General features: G+C 43.8%; 14 protein-coding genes. 12 read left to right on the top strand and 2 right to left on the bottom strand.

What is annotated here, in order from left to right:
* Positions 1-24: 24 nt before the first annotated feature.
* From C6W21_RS12315 to C6W21_RS12365, 11 genes are all read left to right on the top strand, one after another.
* Positions 25-1041, top strand: coding sequence for a sugar kinase (locus C6W21_RS12315; protein ID WP_106050603.1), 1017 nt, complete (start codon positions 25-27; stop codon positions 1039-1041).
* The gene (locus C6W21_RS12320) at positions 1013-1612 is read left to right on the top strand and encodes a bifunctional 4-hydroxy-2-oxoglutarate aldolase/2-dehydro-3-deoxy-phosphogluconate aldolase (RefSeq protein WP_106050604.1); all 600 of its coding nucleotides are present in this window, start codon (positions 1013-1015) and stop codon (positions 1610-1612) included. Before C6W21_RS12315 ends, C6W21_RS12320 begins: the two co-directional genes overlap by 29 nt.
* 118 nt (positions 1613-1730) lie before the next feature.
* Positions 1731-2186 carry a GNAT family N-acetyltransferase gene (locus C6W21_RS12325; protein ID WP_106050605.1) on the top strand — a complete coding sequence of 152 codons (456 nt, stop codon included), beginning with the start codon at positions 1731-1733 and terminating at the stop codon, positions 2184-2186.
* A gap of 68 nt (positions 2187-2254) precedes the next feature.
* Positions 2255-3256, top strand: coding sequence for a sugar-binding protein (locus C6W21_RS12330; RefSeq protein ID WP_106050606.1), 1002 nt, complete (start codon positions 2255-2257; stop codon positions 3254-3256).
* Positions 3253-4695 (top strand): sensor histidine kinase, encoded by a 1443-nt coding sequence (locus tag C6W21_RS12335; RefSeq protein WP_106050607.1) that lies wholly within the window; start codon positions 3253-3255, stop codon positions 4693-4695. The genes C6W21_RS12330 and C6W21_RS12335 overlap by 4 nt, the downstream gene beginning before the upstream one ends.
* On the top strand, positions 4689-6107 hold the full coding sequence (locus tag C6W21_RS12340; protein ID WP_106050608.1) for a response regulator: 1419 nt from the start codon (positions 4689-4691) through the stop codon (positions 6105-6107). The genes C6W21_RS12335 and C6W21_RS12340 overlap by 7 nt, the downstream gene beginning before the upstream one ends.
* Before the next feature lie 102 nt (positions 6108-6209).
* Positions 6210-7475 carry an ABC transporter substrate-binding protein gene (locus C6W21_RS12345; protein WP_106050609.1) on the top strand — a complete coding sequence of 422 codons (1266 nt, stop codon included), beginning with the start codon at positions 6210-6212 and terminating at the stop codon, positions 7473-7475.
* A 55-nt stretch (positions 7476-7530) separates the two neighbouring features.
* The gene (locus C6W21_RS12350; protein WP_189318188.1) at positions 7531-8502 is read left to right on the top strand and encodes a carbohydrate ABC transporter permease; all 972 of its coding nucleotides are present in this window, start codon (positions 7531-7533) and stop codon (positions 8500-8502) included.
* Complete coding sequence (locus C6W21_RS12355) at positions 8499-9320, top strand: carbohydrate ABC transporter permease (protein WP_106050610.1); 822 nt, start codon at positions 8499-8501, stop codon at positions 9318-9320. The genes C6W21_RS12350 and C6W21_RS12355 overlap by 4 nt, the downstream gene beginning before the upstream one ends.
* Positions 9321-9467: 147 nt before the next feature.
* Positions 9468-10418, top strand: coding sequence for a mannose-6-phosphate isomerase, class I (gene manA, locus C6W21_RS12360; protein WP_106050611.1), 951 nt, complete (start codon positions 9468-9470; stop codon positions 10416-10418).
* 125 nt (positions 10419-10543) lie between these two features.
* Positions 10544-13174: an N-acetylglucosaminidase gene (locus C6W21_RS12365; RefSeq protein ID WP_106050612.1), complete on the top strand. Its 2631-nt coding sequence runs from the start codon at positions 10544-10546 to the stop codon at positions 13172-13174.
* A 17-nt stretch (positions 13175-13191) separates the two neighbouring features.
* Here the strand turns inward: C6W21_RS12365 and C6W21_RS12370 are convergent, their stop codons facing one another.
* Both C6W21_RS12370 and C6W21_RS12375 read right to left on the bottom strand, forming a co-directional pair.
* On the bottom strand, positions 13192-14379 hold the full coding sequence (locus C6W21_RS12370; protein ID WP_106050613.1) for a CDP-glycerol glycerophosphotransferase family protein: 1188 nt from the start codon (positions 14377-14379) through the stop codon (positions 13192-13194).
* An 11-nt stretch (positions 14380-14390) separates the two neighbouring features.
* Positions 14391-15161, bottom strand: coding sequence for a WecB/TagA/CpsF family glycosyltransferase (locus C6W21_RS12375; protein WP_106050614.1), 771 nt, complete (start codon positions 15159-15161; stop codon positions 14391-14393).
* Positions 15162-15531: 370 nt separating this feature from the next.
* On the opposite strand from C6W21_RS12375, the gene tagD reads away from it, so the two are divergent.
* Positions 15532-15921, top strand: a complete 390-nt coding sequence (tagD, locus tag C6W21_RS12380) for a glycerol-3-phosphate cytidylyltransferase (RefSeq protein WP_008343212.1) — start codon at positions 15532-15534, stop codon at positions 15919-15921.
* Positions 15922-15975: the final 54 nt, after the last annotated feature.

Genomic DNA, 15975 nt, shown 5'->3' on the forward strand with positions numbered 1-15975 from the left:
GGTACCAAGAAAGGGGAGAAATGAGTGAAAGCATTGGATGCGGTCACATTTGGGGAATCAATGGCGATGTTTTACGCAAAAGAAGCCGGAGAGCTTCATCAAGTGCATACATTCCAAAAGGCGCTTGCTGGTGCCGAAAGTAACGTGGCTGTTGGCTTGGCGAGGCTAGGTTTTGATGTGGGATGGATGAGCAAAGTCGGAGCAGATTCACTTGGCACATTTATTTTAGAAGAGCTTCAAAAAGAAGGGGTCGATACAAGTGCAGTGCTCCGTTCAAATGATGGATCTCAAACTGGGATTTTACTTAAATCAAAAGTGATGGATGGAGACCCTGACGTCACGTATTATCGTAAAGGATCTGCTGCGAGCACAATGAGTCCAAGCGACTTTCCCGCCAGCTATTTCAAACAGGCAGGACACCTCCATATGACAGGTATCCCGCCTGCACTATCCAGTGAAATGAGAGCGTTTTCTTTTCATGCCCTTCAAAAGATGAAAGAAGCGGGCAAAACCATTTCATTTGATCCAAACCTTCGGCTTCAGCTATGGGAAGAGGAGGAAGATATGATTCATACGGTGAATCAAATGGCTTTTCAAGTAGATTGGTTTTTTCCGGGTCTTGCAGAAGGGCAAAGACTCACAGGTTGTCACGAGCCGGAAGAGATTGCCGATGTTTATTTGCAAAAAGGCGTCAAGCTTGTGGTCATTAAGCTTGGTGAAGAAGGTGCCTTTTATAAAAGTGCAGACAGCCAGGGGATTGTGAGCGGATTTCATGTGCAGGATGTCGTTGATACAGTCGGTGCCGGTGATGGATTTGCCGTGGGGGTCATCAGCGGCTTATTGGACGGTTTATCATATGAAAAATCTGTGACAAGAGGCAATGCTGTAGGGGCTCTTGCGGTGATGTCTCCAGGCGATAAGGATGGACTGCCTACTCGGGAAGAGCTTCAGGCTTTTATGAAAGAAGCCAAACGATATCACAGACGGGAATATATGAAGGGGGATGAAGGATATGGGAAAGTCAGCAAGTTCGAGCGTTAAAGAGCGGCTCGCGTCTTGTAAGCTGATTGCGGTGGTGAGAGCGAGTAGTGAAGCAGAAGGCATTGAGATGATTGAGCGTTTAAAGAAAAAAGGTGTTCGTGCCATTGAAGTGACGTATACCACGCCCAATGCCGAACGCATCATCGCGTCCTTTCAGCATGAGCAAGATCTGATTATAGGAGCAGGCACAATTACAAACCTTGAGCAGGCACAATCAGCCATTGAAGCAGGCTCACAATTTATTGTCAGTCCAGGATATCTCCCTGTCATTGGAGAGCATCTCTCATTTCACGACACACTCTATGTACCAGGTGTCCTCACCCCAAGTGAAATCATGCAGGCAAAAGGAGCTGGCTACTGCTTGCTCAAGCTTTTTCCAAGCGGCTCCTTCGGTTTATCCTATATGAAAAACTTACAAGGCCCATTTCCAGAGATTGAATTTATTCCGACGGGCGGTATTCATCCAGCCGATGTTCCGAAATGGCTGAAAGCAGGTGCTGTGGCAGTAGGAGTCGGAAGTCAGCTTGAAAGCAGTACAGCAGAAGAGTTACAAGCGGTACTTTCTTCATAAATAGTTGAGATCAAACGAACAACTGGCAGATGGATGCCGGTTGTTTGTTCGTTTATCTGACATAACAGCAGGTGAATGCTGACTCTTCACGTACAATGATCGTGAAGGAGTGATAGACATGTACATTCAACTAGATACACTCACGGGTGGACAAATAGAGCAGCTGATTACCGCTCATATAGAAGAAATGAAAGAGCATTCCCCGCTAGAAAGCATTCATGCCCTACCGTTAGCTGATTTGAAAAAGCAAGATGTCACAGTGTGGAGTGTGCGGGAAGGAGAGGAGCTTCTTGGCTGCGGAGCGTTAAAGGAGCTGTCAAGTGAGCACGGCGAAATCAAATCAATGAGGACCGCAGCTCTCCATATGCGAAAAGGTGTAGCAAGGTATATGCTGAACCATCTTCTCCAAGAGGCAAAACGGCGAGGCTATACACGTGTCAGCTTAGAGACAGGGGCGATGTCGTTCTTCGAGCCAGCAAGAAAACTATATGAGAGTGTTGGTTTTTATGTTTGTCCGCCTTTCGATTCATATCAAGAAGATCCAAACAGTTTATTTATGACAAAGGAATTATAGAGGTCGAGAGAGTATGCTTATAAGCAGCTCTTTTTTTATGCGGCTATATTAGAAAGGGGGAGGATGTGGTGAAAGTATCAAAGTGGATCGGGATGGGCGCATTTCTCACTTTTTGTGTCGTATCAGTCATCTTTCTAACATTATTAGGTCAAGATTTATTTAAAATTGAAAGCGCTTCCGAAAAAGCGTCATCAACCTATCAATATCACTTTGTCCTTGTACCGGAGGAACTTGATAATGAATATTGGCAGCTGGTACAAAGGGGAGCTGTTGATGCGGCAGACGTTCATCGCGTGTATCTAGAATATTTGGGTCCGAAGCAAGCAGATATAGACGATCATTTGAAAACCATTGATATGGCGATCGCAGGGCATGTCGATGGCATTATGACGCAGGGACTTGATGCGAAAAAATACAAACCGCTTTTTCAGAAGGCGAGGGATAAGGGTATTGATGTTGTCACCGTTGATACGGATGCAGAGGGGAGCAAGCGTCAAGTGTATGTAGGCACGGACAATTATTATTCAGGCTTTATCGCAGGACAGGCACTCATCGCAGATACAAAAGGCGAACAGTATGTAGGAATTGTCACAGGCAGACTTGATGCCGTTCATCAAAAGCAGCGCGTCAAAGGATTTCGAGATGCCGTCGCCGCTGAAAAACGCATTCATATTGCTGGAATAGAAGAATCAGCCATTACGAAATCAGGGGCTTCAGGTGCCGCGTATAAACTATTAAACGATCATGCGAAGCTCACCGCATTTTACGGCACGAGTGCATTAGATGGTGCAGGCATCATTCAAGCAACAGCACAATATCGATCGTCCACGGATGTTTATGTGCTTGCATTTGACACATTGCCTGATACGATTCAGGCGCTCGATGATGGAGAGATTGATGCAGTGGTTGTTCAGCACCCTTATGAAATGGGCTATCAAGCAGTGGAATCGCTTGTGCGTTTGCAGAAAGGTGAAAAAGAAGAACCACTCCAGTACACAGGAACGAGTGTGATTCGGCGCGAGGATCTGCCTTTGCAGCAAACAGACAGAAAGCAGGGGGTGCAGCCATGAGAAGGATTCGAAGTAAGCTGTTATTGGCATTTTTAATCCTTGTGTTCATTGGCAACGTGGCCGCTTTTTTCGTCTATTGGAGCAGCTCGAATATCACATCAGAATATAGCAGAAGCTTTCGTTCTTTTCTCCTGCTCAATGATATATCGACAGAGGCAAAAACGATGTATGAAAAGGTCAATGCGTATGCGATTGAAAAGGATCGGCAGTTTGCCAAAGAATATCTGGCTTCAAAACAGAAAATGAAATCCTACGATCAGGCATTGCAAAAAGATGCCGGGCTTCATGCGGCCATTCCTTCTATCGAAAAATACCAATATATGATGCGGACGCTCATCAATGAAAGTGATGCGACCATGACACATGTAAAAGAAGGGAAAATCAAAGAATATGCAGCAAGTGTGAAGGAAGTAAGAACCGTCTCCTCCTACATACAAGAGCAAACAATGACCCTGCTTGATGATGAATTGTCTGAGTATCAAGTGCTCTATCAATCTCTGCAAAAAAGACACCAAACCTATGCGCTCTTTACCTTATGTTTGTTTACGCTATCCATTGGGGTTGCATTATGGATGGCGTATATGATTGCTGGCGGGATATCAAGGCCGATCGTCCATCTCTCTCGAAGCGTAAAGGAAGTATCAGAAGGGAATTTTGATGGAGCGGACTTTCATGTCACCTCAAAGGATGAAATTTCTGTATTAAATGAGGCCTTTCAGCGAATGCGTCAAGAGATGAAAATGATGATTGAAGAGATGAAACAAAAGGCAGCCTTAGATCAAAAAATCAAAGACATGAAGCTGAAAACGCTGCAAAACCAAATGAATCCACATTTTTTATTTAATACATTAAACATCGTCTCGCGCATGGCTTACTTAGAATCAGCGGATGCCACATCGAGGTTGATCCAATCCGTTTCCACGCTGATGCGGTATTCGCTCTCTGCTCTTAGTGCATCTGTTACGTTGGAGCAAGAAGTAAAAGTGGTCAAAGAATATTTTCATATACAAGAAACAAGATTTGCCGATCGTATCACATGCAAAACGACCATAGATGAATCGTGTTTATCTGTACATATCCCCAGTCTTACCTTACAGCCGCTTGTCGAAAATGCCTTTATTCATGGCGTTGAACCAAAGGAGGAAGACGGGCTTGTCGAGCTCTCGATCTATCAAGAAGGCGGCTATGTGATGATTCGGATTCAGGACAATGGGATGGGGATCAATGAACAAGAGATAAGAAGATTGCTATCAGAAAAAGAAGAGGGAGATCCAAACACCTTGAGTAAAGGGCACTCGACAGGGATCGGTCTTCGAAATGTGATGTCAAGGCTGCATTTGTTTTACGGGGTAAAAGATGCCCTTCAAATTGACTCAAAGCCAAACGAAGGCACCACCATTCAATTGGCTATTCCGATGAAGGAGGGACCGGCATGCTGAACGTGCTGATTGTGGATGATGAAAAAATAGAACGACTAGCGATGCGGAAGTTCATGACCGATTGGCTTCCAGAGTGTCATATCGCAGGAGAAGCTGAAAATGGAAAGAAGGCGGTTGAATTCGTACGAACCAAGCCCGTTCATCTTGTTCTCATGGATATTCAGATGCCCGGAATGGATGGATTGACAGCGATTAAGCAAATCAAAGCGAGCAGTCCTCATACAAAATTCATTATGCTGACAGCATACGATACGTTCGATTATGCCAAGCAAGCGATGCAGGAAGGGGTGAAGCAATACCTCGTCAAACCGGCTGACAAAGATGAAACCATCGCCGCCATTCGAACGGTAGCGGCAGAGATTCAGCAGGAGGCGTCTCAGCGGCAGGCAGTGGCGGCCGGTCAGCAGTCAAAGTGGCTCGAAGCTCATGTCATAAACGGTCAATCCTATACCTCCATGGAGTTTCAACAACTGTTTCACGAATATGAAGCAGGTCTTGTCATCGCTGGTCAGCGGACAGGCGGGGATCAGCTGTTGATTGATTTACAGGCATCTGCTCTTTTTCATACGGTGCCGATTCAGGTGAGTGGTGAGCTGTTTACATGTCTCATTTATCGTCACCAAGCGCCTGGTCAGTTAAAGGCAGATGTCCTGCAGTCGATTCGAACTGCCACAACAAACGATCAGCCTTCACCTGTCGTTGGCATAGGACACCCGGTCTCAAACCCGCTTTACCTTCAGAAAAGTGCAGCAGAGGCGAAGCTTTCCTATTATCAGCGAAAAAAGAGTCCCGGCGTTGTTCGTTATGGTTTTTACCAAACAGAAGAACAGTCCCATCCATTGATCCATCTGCCGGAGCTTGCAGACGATATGATGCAGGCAATGGAAGAAGGGAGAAGAGAGGATGCGCTGGCTTTATTCGATGCCTTTGAACTAGAGGGAGCGACCATTTCACAACTAAAAGAGCTGCTGATTTTATTTAAATCACGGCTCCGAACAGACTGGCCAATATTAAAGATCAGCACCGCAGCTGAATGCCGTCAGTGCTGTGAACATTTATTTGACGTGTACGAAGCGAGAACCCAGACTGTGAATGATATTGAGCGGGCAAAACGCTACATCAAAACGCATTTTTGTGAACAGATCACGCTTGAGCAGACTGCCGCCTATGTTGATTTAAGTCCAACCTATTTCACAAAGCGGTTTAAAGACGAGACAGGGCTGACATTTAAAGAGTATGTGACAACCTGCCGGCTGGATAAAATCAAAAAGCTTCTCAAAGACAGTTCACTTAGTTTAAAAGAAATTACCTATCAGGCAGGATATACAGACCCCAACTACGTCAGCCGTGTGTTTAAGAAGATGGTCGGCTGTTCACCGAAGGAATATCGAAAACAGACCATAAAAAAATGAAGAATTTCATAAAAAAGTGAAGAAGTTTGTCTGAAAAAAAGCAAGGATCTGCCATTATACTTATTTTGATAACGCTTACAAAATAGGGATGGGGGATCAATCATGAAGGTCAAATTAGGCTTTACGTTGTTAGCGCTCTGTATGCTTATCATCACTGCCTGTAGTTCATCGACGAGCTCAGATGAAAAAAAAGAGGGCGGAGCAGAGAAGCTCGACATTTTCTCTTGGTGGACTGGAGCAGGTGAGGAGGACGGACTGAAAGCACTCATTCAATTGTTTGAAGAGAAAAATAAAGACATCCCAATTGAAAATGCAGCCGTCGCAGGTGGTGCTGGTACGAATGCAAAGGCTGTTCTGACTAGCCGGATGCAAGGGAATGACCCGCCAGCTACATTCCAAGTCCATGGCGGAGCGGAGCTAAATGAGAGCTGGGTCGCAGCAGGCAAAATGGAGCCGCTGGATGATCTATATGAAAAAGAAGGCTGGAAGGACAAATTTCCAGAATCACTGATTGACCTTGTCAGCAAAGATGGGAAAATTTATTCAGTACCAGTGAATATTCACCGAGGCAATGTGCTTTGGTATAACAAGAAGGTATTTGATGATGCAGGCTTAGAGCCGCCAACGACCTTTGATGAATTTTTCAAAACAGCAGATGCATTAAAGAAAAAAGGGATTACACCGCTTGCACTTGGGGATAAAGAGCCTTGGGCAGCGACACATTTGTTTGAGAGTGTGCTGCTGGGCGTTTTAGGAGCTGACGGATATCAAAAACTTTGGGCTGGCGATATGAAAATGGATGACTCAAAAGTGAAGGAAGCGGCAGACATTTTTGGACGCATGCTTGAATACGTCAATGATGATCACAGCTCACGTAACTGGCAGGATGCCTCTCAGCTCGTGGCAAAAGGGGAAGCAGCAATGAATGTCATGGGCGACTGGGCGAAGGGGTATTTTGTGAATGATCTGGATCTGAAGGTGAATGAAGACTTTGGATACGCGGCGACTCCTGGAACAGAGGGAAGCTTTATGGTAATCACCGATACATTTGGACTTCCAAAGGGCGTGAAACAGCCAGAAAACGTGAAGAAATTCTTATCTGTCTTAGGATCTGTGGAAGGACAGGATGCGTTTAATCCGCTGAAGGGATCGATTCCGGCACGTGTGGATGCAGATGTATCAAAATATGATGAATACGGAAAATCGGCGATGAAGGCATTTAAAGAATCAAAGCTGGCGCCGTCTCTCGCACATGGTTCAGCTGCTGAAGAAGGGTTTGTGACAAAAGCGAATCAAGCCGTCAATATCTTCGTCACGCAAAAAAACAGCAGCCAGTTTGTATCATCTTTAAAAGATTCAATGAAATAAAGACGAGGAGGCGGCGACTAAGCACCGCCTCTTTTTTGAAAAGGAGTGTAGCTTCATGCGCATGGACACATCGCCAATCACAAAAGCAGCAACACCCAAAGTCAAACGTGTTCGGAAAAAATGGAATGGGGATCAGCTGCTTGCGCTGCTATTTTTAGCCCCGTCGGCTGTTTTATTATTCATCTTTGTTTACGGCTTTATTGGCTGGACAGGGTATGTGTCATTATCAAACTGGACCTCGCTTGTTCCGAATTTCTCTTTTGCAGGTCTTCAAAACTATTTCATGCTGTTTCAAGATTTCCGCTTTCAGTCAGATCTTCGAAACACGGTCTTTTTTACTCTATTCTTTATTGGAGCCGTCATTGCCTCTGGTCTCACGCTTGCGATATTACTAGATCAGAAGATCAAGGGTGAATCTCTATTTCGGAATTTATTTTTCTTTCCAATGGCCCTTTCCTTTGTTGTGACAGGAGTCGTCTGGCAATGGATTTTAAACCCGTCCACTGGGGTGAATCTGTTTTTAAAAACGCTTGGTATCCAACCTAAGTGGTACACGGATACGAACATTTTAGCCGGATTTGTCTGGGGGAAAATTGAGTTTGGTGTCCCAGCGGCAATGATTGCAGTCGTGATTGCAGCTGTTTGGCAAATGACTGGATTTTCTCTAGCGATGTATTTGGCGGGTTTGAGAGGAATTCCAGAGGAAGTAAGAGAGGCTGCTAGAATGGATGGCGCAACAGAGTGGCAGATTTACCGGAAGATTATTTTTCCTCTATTAAAACCGATTACTGCAAGTGTCATTATCATCATGGCTCATATTTCGTTAAAGATTTTCGATTTGATTTACTCGATGACAGGACCGGGTGCGAACTTTGTGACGGATGTTCCTGGCGTTTACATGTTTGAAATGACCTTTAGAGGAAACCATTATGCAGGCGGTGCCGCCATTGCGATTGTGATGCTGCTCTCTGTTGCGGTCTTTATCGTGCCGTATCTCCTGTCGAGCCGGAAGGGGGCTTCCTCATGACAGCCAGGTGGTTTGTCCGCCCAGTCCTTTATGCTTTATTGATTTTGTGCAGTCTCTTTTTTCTGATGCCAGTCTATGTCATGCTCGTCACAAGCTTGAAGCCGTTAGGTGAAGTGACTCTCGAGGAAATGTGGGCACTGCCATCAACAATTGATTTTTCAAGCTATCAAATTGCGTTTGAAAAGCTAGCGCCCAATTTAATGAATTCTCTTTATCTCGTCATTCCGGCTACCTTATTGTCAGCTGTCTTAGGTGCGATGAATGGCTATGTCCTATCAAAATGGCGTTTCAAAGGATCAGAAGTGGTCTTTACGCTGATGCTGTTTGGGATGTTTATTCCATATCAAAGCATCCTCATTCCACTCATTCAATTTTTGCGTGAAGTCGGATTATATAATTCGATTCCAGGTCTGGTGCTTGTCCATGTCGTATATGGACTCCCGATCACAACGCTCATGTTTCGAAACTTCTATGTGAGCATCCCTGATGAAATGATTGAATCGGCGAAAATGGACGGCGCAGGGTTTATCGGGATTTTCAGGCATATGATTCTTCCGCTTTCGATCACAGGATTTGTTGTTGTCGCCATTTGGCAGTTCACAAATGTGTGGAATGAGTTCTTATTTGCAGTCACGATGACCACTGCGGAGCATCAGCCGGTGATGGTCGCCTTGCAAAATCTATCAGGCAGTCAAATTGTCCAATGGAACGTTCAAATGGCAGGGGCAATATTGGCCGCACTGCCGACACTTTTGGTCTATATTCTGCTCGGAAAATACTTTGTCAAAGGGCTTCTTGCAGGCTCTGTCAAAGGATGAAATGGTTTTCGTGTTATCGTTTTCATTTGGTGTACTGAAAGGATTGACTTCTCTTTAGATAGCGTCATAATAAAAGTTAAGACTTGCTAGTTTTCATTAAGCTTGGCAAGGATTATCACAGGGTAGCAAAGGGAGGAGTCATCCTGAATGAAGCAGTCACCAATTTTTTTACTGCCTGAATTGAAGGAGAGAATATGGGGAGGTACAGCCTTAAGGGATCAATTTGGCTATAATATTCCTTCTGATCAAACGGGAGAATGCTGGGCAATTTCTGCTCATCCAAACGGACCAAGTGTCGTGCAAGACGGTCCATATAAAGGGAAAACGCTGATCGAACTATGGGACAATCACAGAGAATTGTTCGGGGGAATAGAAGGCGATCGATTCCCGCTCTTAACCAAAATTTTAGATGCAAACCAAGACTTGTCCGTTCAAGTCCATCCAGATGATGATTATGCGGAAAGACATGAAAATGGAGAGCTTGGAAAAACAGAGTGCTGGTATATCATTGACTGCAAAGAAGGAGCAGAAATGATCTATGGGCATAATGCAAGAACAAGAACTGAGCTTGTGACCATGATGAATAGTGGGGATTGGGAAGGTCTTTTGCGTCGTGTGAAGATTAAGCCTGGTGATTTTTATTATGTGCCAAGCGGAACCATTCATGCGCTCTGCGAAGGAACGCTTGTCCTTGAAACACAGCAAAGCTCAGATACAACCTATCGGGTATATGACTATGAACGAAAAGATCAGAATGGCAATGAACGTGAACTGCATTTTGCGCAAGCCATTGATGTCACAACGGTTCCTCATGTAGACGGTTATGCAGATGAATCAGTCGAAACACGCCGAGGGCTGACCATTCGAACATTTGTTGAAGCAGAGTATTTCTCTGTGTATAAATGGGAAATTGATCAACGAGTAGAGTTTTCGCAAGATTATCCGTTTTTGCTGTGCAGTGTGATTGATGGAGAAGGGGCTTTAACGCATGAGGGACATACATATCCACTGCCTAAAGGAGCTCATTTTATCCTGCCGGCTGAAACAGGGAGCTTCTCAATTGAAGGAACTTGTGAACTGATTGTGTCGCATATATAAAGGAAAAGAGGACTTCGAAGGGGTCCTCTATTTTTCTATTGCATAAATGACTTGAAAGAGTACTTGTTTTTGTCGATAAAGAGATTAGTAGACTATTATGCAAAGTTAAGAGAGGGACAGGGAACGTGAAAAAAACCATCAAGATTATGTTACTCGCAGCTGCCTTTGGTATGACAGTACAGACGGGCAAAGAAGCACAAGCAGCCTCCTATGTCGATCAATCCATTTATACGATGAACACCTCAAAGGTATTTACAACAGAATCAGAAGTGAAAAAAGCAGTAGAAACATTGAAGAAGGACAAAAAGTGGACAGCCACTTATCAAACCTCAGGAAACACGTCGACCTATCAGCTCACTGCCTCAGGATATGAGTCGCAAGCAGCAGCGAGTGCAAGTGCAGCTGCATTAAAAAAAGAAACGGGCATGAGCGGTACGGTGTCTCCAGTAGGTGACCGCCTTCCTTTACAAAAGGTCGTATCTGACCCCGTCAATGATGAAGCTCAGGCAAAAAAGCTCTCGCTCGAGCTAACGAAAACATCAGGGCTCAATAGCACCTATGAAGTCATCAATCAAAGCAGACCTTCTTATCAGGTCATATCAGGAACCATTGATTCTGAAACGAAAGTCAAAAATATTCAAACCGAATTACAAAAGCAGGCAGGTGTCACCAGTACATACCAAACTGAAAACAAAGCTGGCACTGTGTATCAGCTGATTTCAGGCGGTATCGTTGGACAAAGTAAGGCGAATACCATCCTGCAAGGCTTTCAAAAGGCCTCTGGTTTAAAAGCAGCGCTTCAAACGGTGACAGCAGGCAAGCCATATTACGTCGTCACATCAGCTGCACAAGCCAACCAGTCGAAAGCACAGACGCTCCTTACCCAGCTGCAAAGAGAAGCGAAGATCAGCGGGAAGATTCAAAAGACAGGCGCTTTAAAAAATGTTTATCGCTTGGAATCAGGCTATTTCAAAGACAACAAACAAGCAGCCTCAGCTGCGGCTCAGATCAAGAAACAAACCGGTGCTGTAGGTACTGTGCAGCGGGTGGGAAAAACAAAAAATTATATCGTGAAGCTCAATCAATTGAACGACGCAGCTTACGGAAAAACGCTAGCCTTTTTCAAGAAAAAGAAATGGCGCTACACATCCAAAAAGATCTCTTCTACACAGCCATATCAAGTAGTGACTGGAAACCTATTAGGAGATGATCAAGCGAAAAAAGCAACGGCTTTCTTCCAAAAGAAAAAGGTATCAGCGACAACGAAAAAAACAGGTAAAGTATCTGACAGCACGTATCGACTTGTCGTCAATCAATCAGCGGACCAAGCGAAAATGAATAAAGGTGCCGCCTATTTAAAAACGCAGAAGGTGACAAGCAGCATCACAACAAGTAAGGGACAAGCTGTCAGCAAAACGTATAGTCTTAAGACAACACCTGTATATGAGCAAAGTAAAGTCAAGCAGGCTCAAGAAATTATCAAGAAAAATGGCGTTGCCAGCAGTACAAAAACGCTGACAGAAGCGGTTAAGCAATACCGGATCACGACAGAGCCGACGGTGAATCAGACAAAACTGAATCAAGCGCTAAGTTATTTAACGAAACAAAAAATGAAAGCAGCTGCTCAAAAAACAGGTACAACTGATTATGGTCAATATCAGATTAAAACCGGTGTCATTTCCACAGCTACATTGCGCGACCAAGGCATGGCATTTTTCAAAAAACGGAATGAACCAGCTGCTTATAAAACAACAACGAAACCAACCTACAAAATCAACATTACACAGCAATTCACAGGATTATCAACCGTAAATGCGGCGATTGCCTTTGTGAAAAGCCAATACGGCTGGACAGCCACAGCCGTAAAAATCAAAAATGGCCCAATGGTCATGCAAACGAACTACAACCTCACTGTCAATGAGATGGTGAACAAGCAAATGAAGGTGTCACCACAGACAGACGGTGCAGCCTATGTCTATGCAGCATATGTAGACCCGGCGACGTCAACTGTGAATACGGACGGCTTAAATGTTCGTTCTACACCTGATTCGAGCTCTGCGAGCAACATCGTGGCGCAGCTGAACAAAGGAACAAAAGTAAGACAGCTTGGGAAAGAAGGAAACTGGATCAAGATCAGCCTTGGCTGGAGAAATGCAAGTTCAGCAGAGGTGCAAAAATATGTAGACCCAGCCAATATTGCTGAGGGCACTCAATCTTATTTTCAATTTCTGAAACTCTCTGAAGCTGCGAATCTCAATCCGGCAGAAGTCAATTCAAAGATTTTAGCAGGTAAAGGGATTCTAGCAGGTAGAGGACAAGCCTTTATTACGGCAGCGAAAACGTATCATATCAACGAAATTTATCTCATTTCTCACGCGTTGCTTGAAACAGGTAACGGAGGTTCCATTTTAGCGAATGGTACGATGTTTAATGGAAAGAAAGTATATAACATGTATGGCATTGGCGCATACGACAGCAATCCGAATTACCTCGGTGCAAAGTATGCGTATGAACAGCAATGGTTCACGCCAGAAGCAGCGATTATTGGCGGAGCAAAATTCATTGGCAACAGCTATATCAATCACGCCACATACAAGCAAGATACGATTTATAAAATGCGCTGGTCTAGTTCAGCGACTCACCAATATGCAACAGATATTGGCTGGGCTTATAAGCAAGTTACTCGTATGTATAGCTTGTATAACTTACTTGATAACTATACGCTCTATTACGATATCCCGGTTTATAACAAATAAAAAAACGTCCGTGCTTCCTAATGAGAAGCCGGACGTTTTTTGTGTAAGAGCTGCTGTTCAATAAAGGATAAGAGCTGCTCGCTCGACCTTCCCTTTGAATATTGGTTCCATTCCTCAGCGAAGGTTTTGAGTCGCTCTTGGTGGTCTGATTCGTTTAGATGAAGCAGTTCCTTCAAGAGCATGTCTTGTGTGACACAAGCCTTTCCAGGAATGAGGTCTTCATACCGATCGACTAAGCCGCGTTTCTCTCGATAAGTGTCTAAGTCATAAGTGAAGAACAAAACAGGCTTTTCAAGCAGCGCATATTCAAACACGATCGAAGAGTAATCTGTGATCAGGACATCGCATGCACAAAGCAATGGATGGAGCGGCTGATCGGACACATCAAATATCCATTCACCGTCTGTTTCCGCCTTCGCTAAATGTTTGACCGCAGGATGAAGCTTGACGAGCAGAATATAGTCTCCATTTAGCTCTGTTTGCAATTGTTCTTTTGAAAAAGGCAGGACAAGACCGTCCATTGCAAAGTCTCGATAGGTCGGTGCATAAAGCAGGATCTTTTTCCCTTTAGGAAAATATTTCGGCTTCAAGGCAGGCGGGCACTGGTCAAAATACACATCCGTCATCGGCACACCTGTTGGTAAAAAACGTTCATCATTGACTCCAAACGAAGACTTAAAAATCTCGCGCATGTGATCTGAGCCTGTAACGATATAATCGAAAGACGCATAGACTCGTTTGAAGCGTTTGATATCACGAGGACTTCGTTCCGAATTTGATGCATCTTCAAGACCGAATTTTTTCAACGCCCCATTGGCATGCCATACTTGAATACAGGTGGTAGAAGGCCGTTTTCTGAGTACGCTTGTCATGAGAAAGTAATTATCTGTCACGACAACCTTGCTTTTAAACATCGTGTAAATACATTGAATGAGATGGAGAGGATTTTTTTCATGAAAATAGCGAAATGACAGATGAGACTCGTCCTTTTCTATCGCAGAAACATGCTTCGTATAGAGGACAGTAAGCTTCATCGTCATGTTCGCCTGTTGTTGATAAGTATCAATGAGAGTAGCTGCATTCTCTTGAAATGAAACAAGCAGCGTCACCTGGTTTTCACACGGTTTCACGCCGCTCATCAGCCATCCAATAAAAGAAACGAAAGCTGCATAGCATGAAATGATCATTGAGAGTATATTCATCATTGGTCAGTCTCTCACAGCTGCTTCGTCTGATCCTTTACTTGCTCAGGATAGTAACGTTTTTTCCCTTTGTTTTCTTTTAATACGGCAAAAGCGTATTTAGGAATGTTCAACATTCGTTTCCATCTCCATGGATTCACAATCAGTCTGTACAGCCATTCTGTATTTGTCTTAATCATCCATCGTGGTGCACGCTTCACCGTTCCGCTAAATACATCAAAGCTTCCGCCTAAACCGATGCAAACAGCCTGCGGGAATAAATGGCGGTATTCATAAATAAAGTTCTCCTGATTTGGATAGCCTAAAGCAACGAACACCATATCTGCTTTCGAGCGGGCGATTTGCTTCGCTACGAAACGTTTATCGGCTTGATAGCCGTCACAGCTGCCTGCGATAACCACATTTGGATATTCCGTATCAATTCGCTGTTTAACAGCCTCCAGCACTTCTTTTTTCGCCCCATATAAAAAGATACTTTTAGACTGCTTGTTTGCTAGATCAAGCATAGACATGAAGACATCAAAGCCTGCAATTCTTGACTTCAGCGGACTTTGTGTCAAACGTGACATCAAGACGACGCCTACACCATCCGGCAGAACATAATCCGCAGAAGAGACGACTTGATGGTACGTATGATCCTTCATAACAGCATAGCCAATCTCTGGATTGACAGTCGCAATCATGGCGCCTCTTCTTTGAGAAATATGATGCTGATTCATATAGCTGATAAATTCATCTAGGTCGCCGTTTACATAAGAAAGGTTAGAGACCACTTCTGTTTGCATTGTTTAGACCTCCTTTTTCATCTTGTTATCTATGAACGTTCATTGTAAATTCATTCTTCGTCTACTCATCATTTTATCACAGATGCTCCATGAAATATTAACAATAACTTTACAAACCTTTAAATTTCATGACATTTTCATCAATTCATATGAAGGATGCTGCGAGAAACATTGATTCTTCGGACTTTCGCTTCTGCGCCCAATAAATTGGAAATAGTTTGTCTTTACATCTGCTTAACGTTTGATGGGCGCTGTGATATAATGAGGTTCCGAAGAGCGAAAAATACGAACGAAGATCATAGGATTACGGATAAACATTACTGCATGAAAGCAGTTGAAAAAGGAATGAAGAAAGGAGTTCATGTTTGCAATGAAGAAAGTTATTACTTACGGTACATTTGATTTATTACACTGGGGGCACATTAAGCTGCTCGAACGTGCAAAGCAGCTTGGAGATTACTTAGTGGTGGCCATTTCGACAGATGAATTTAACTTACAAAAATCAAAAAAAGCTTATCATAGCTACGAGCATCGAAAGCTGATTCTTGAAACGATTCGTTATGTTGACGAAGTCATTCCAGAAAACAGCTGGGATCAAAAAGTCCGTGATGTGCAAGAGCACGATATTGATGTGTTTGTCATGGGAGATGACTGGGAAGGTAAATTCGATTTCTTAAAAGAGCATTGCGAAGTCGTGTACTTGAAAAGAACAGAAGGCATCTCGACAACACAAATTAAGGAAGAAATTGCTGGACTTTAATAGATCGAAAAAAAGTACTTCTTATCTTTTGGTGAGAAGTACTTTTTCATGTAA

The organism is Bacillus sp. NMCN1, assembly GCF_002998085.1.
Taxonomy (GTDB): domain Bacteria; phylum Bacillota; class Bacilli; order Bacillales; family Bacillaceae; genus Bacillus.

Excerpts from the sequence above, each read along its gene's own strand:
- C6W21_RS12325 (WP_106050605.1), top strand. The coding sequence starts at position 1,731 with ATGTACATTCAACTAGATACACTCACGGGTGGACAAATAGAGCAGCTG.
- manA (WP_106050611.1), top strand. The coding sequence starts at position 9,468 with ATGAAGCAGTCACCAATTTTTTTACTGCCTGAATTGAAGGAGAGAATA.
- C6W21_RS12320 (WP_106050604.1), top strand. The coding sequence starts at position 1,013 with ATGGGAAAGTCAGCAAGTTCGAGCGTTAAAGAGCGGCTCGCGTCTTGT.
- C6W21_RS12370 (WP_106050613.1), bottom strand. The coding sequence starts at position 14,379 with ATGATGAATATACTCTCAATGATCATTTCATGCTATGCAGCTTTCGTT.
- C6W21_RS12345 (WP_106050609.1), top strand. The coding sequence starts at position 6,210 with ATGAAGGTCAAATTAGGCTTTACGTTGTTAGCGCTCTGTATGCTTATC.
- C6W21_RS12355 (WP_106050610.1), top strand. The coding sequence starts at position 8,499 with ATGACAGCCAGGTGGTTTGTCCGCCCAGTCCTTTATGCTTTATTGATT.
- C6W21_RS12335 (WP_106050607.1), top strand. The coding sequence starts at position 3,253 with ATGAGAAGGATTCGAAGTAAGCTGTTATTGGCATTTTTAATCCTTGTG.
- tagD (WP_008343212.1), top strand. The coding sequence starts at position 15,532 with ATGAAGAAAGTTATTACTTACGGTACATTTGATTTATTACACTGGGGG.
- C6W21_RS12350 (WP_189318188.1), top strand. The coding sequence starts at position 7,531 with ATGCGCATGGACACATCGCCAATCACAAAAGCAGCAACACCCAAAGTC.
- C6W21_RS12375 (WP_106050614.1), bottom strand. The coding sequence starts at position 15,161 with ATGCAAACAGAAGTGGTCTCTAACCTTTCTTATGTAAACGGCGACCTA.
- C6W21_RS12340 (WP_106050608.1), top strand. The coding sequence starts at position 4,689 with ATGCTGAACGTGCTGATTGTGGATGATGAAAAAATAGAACGACTAGCG.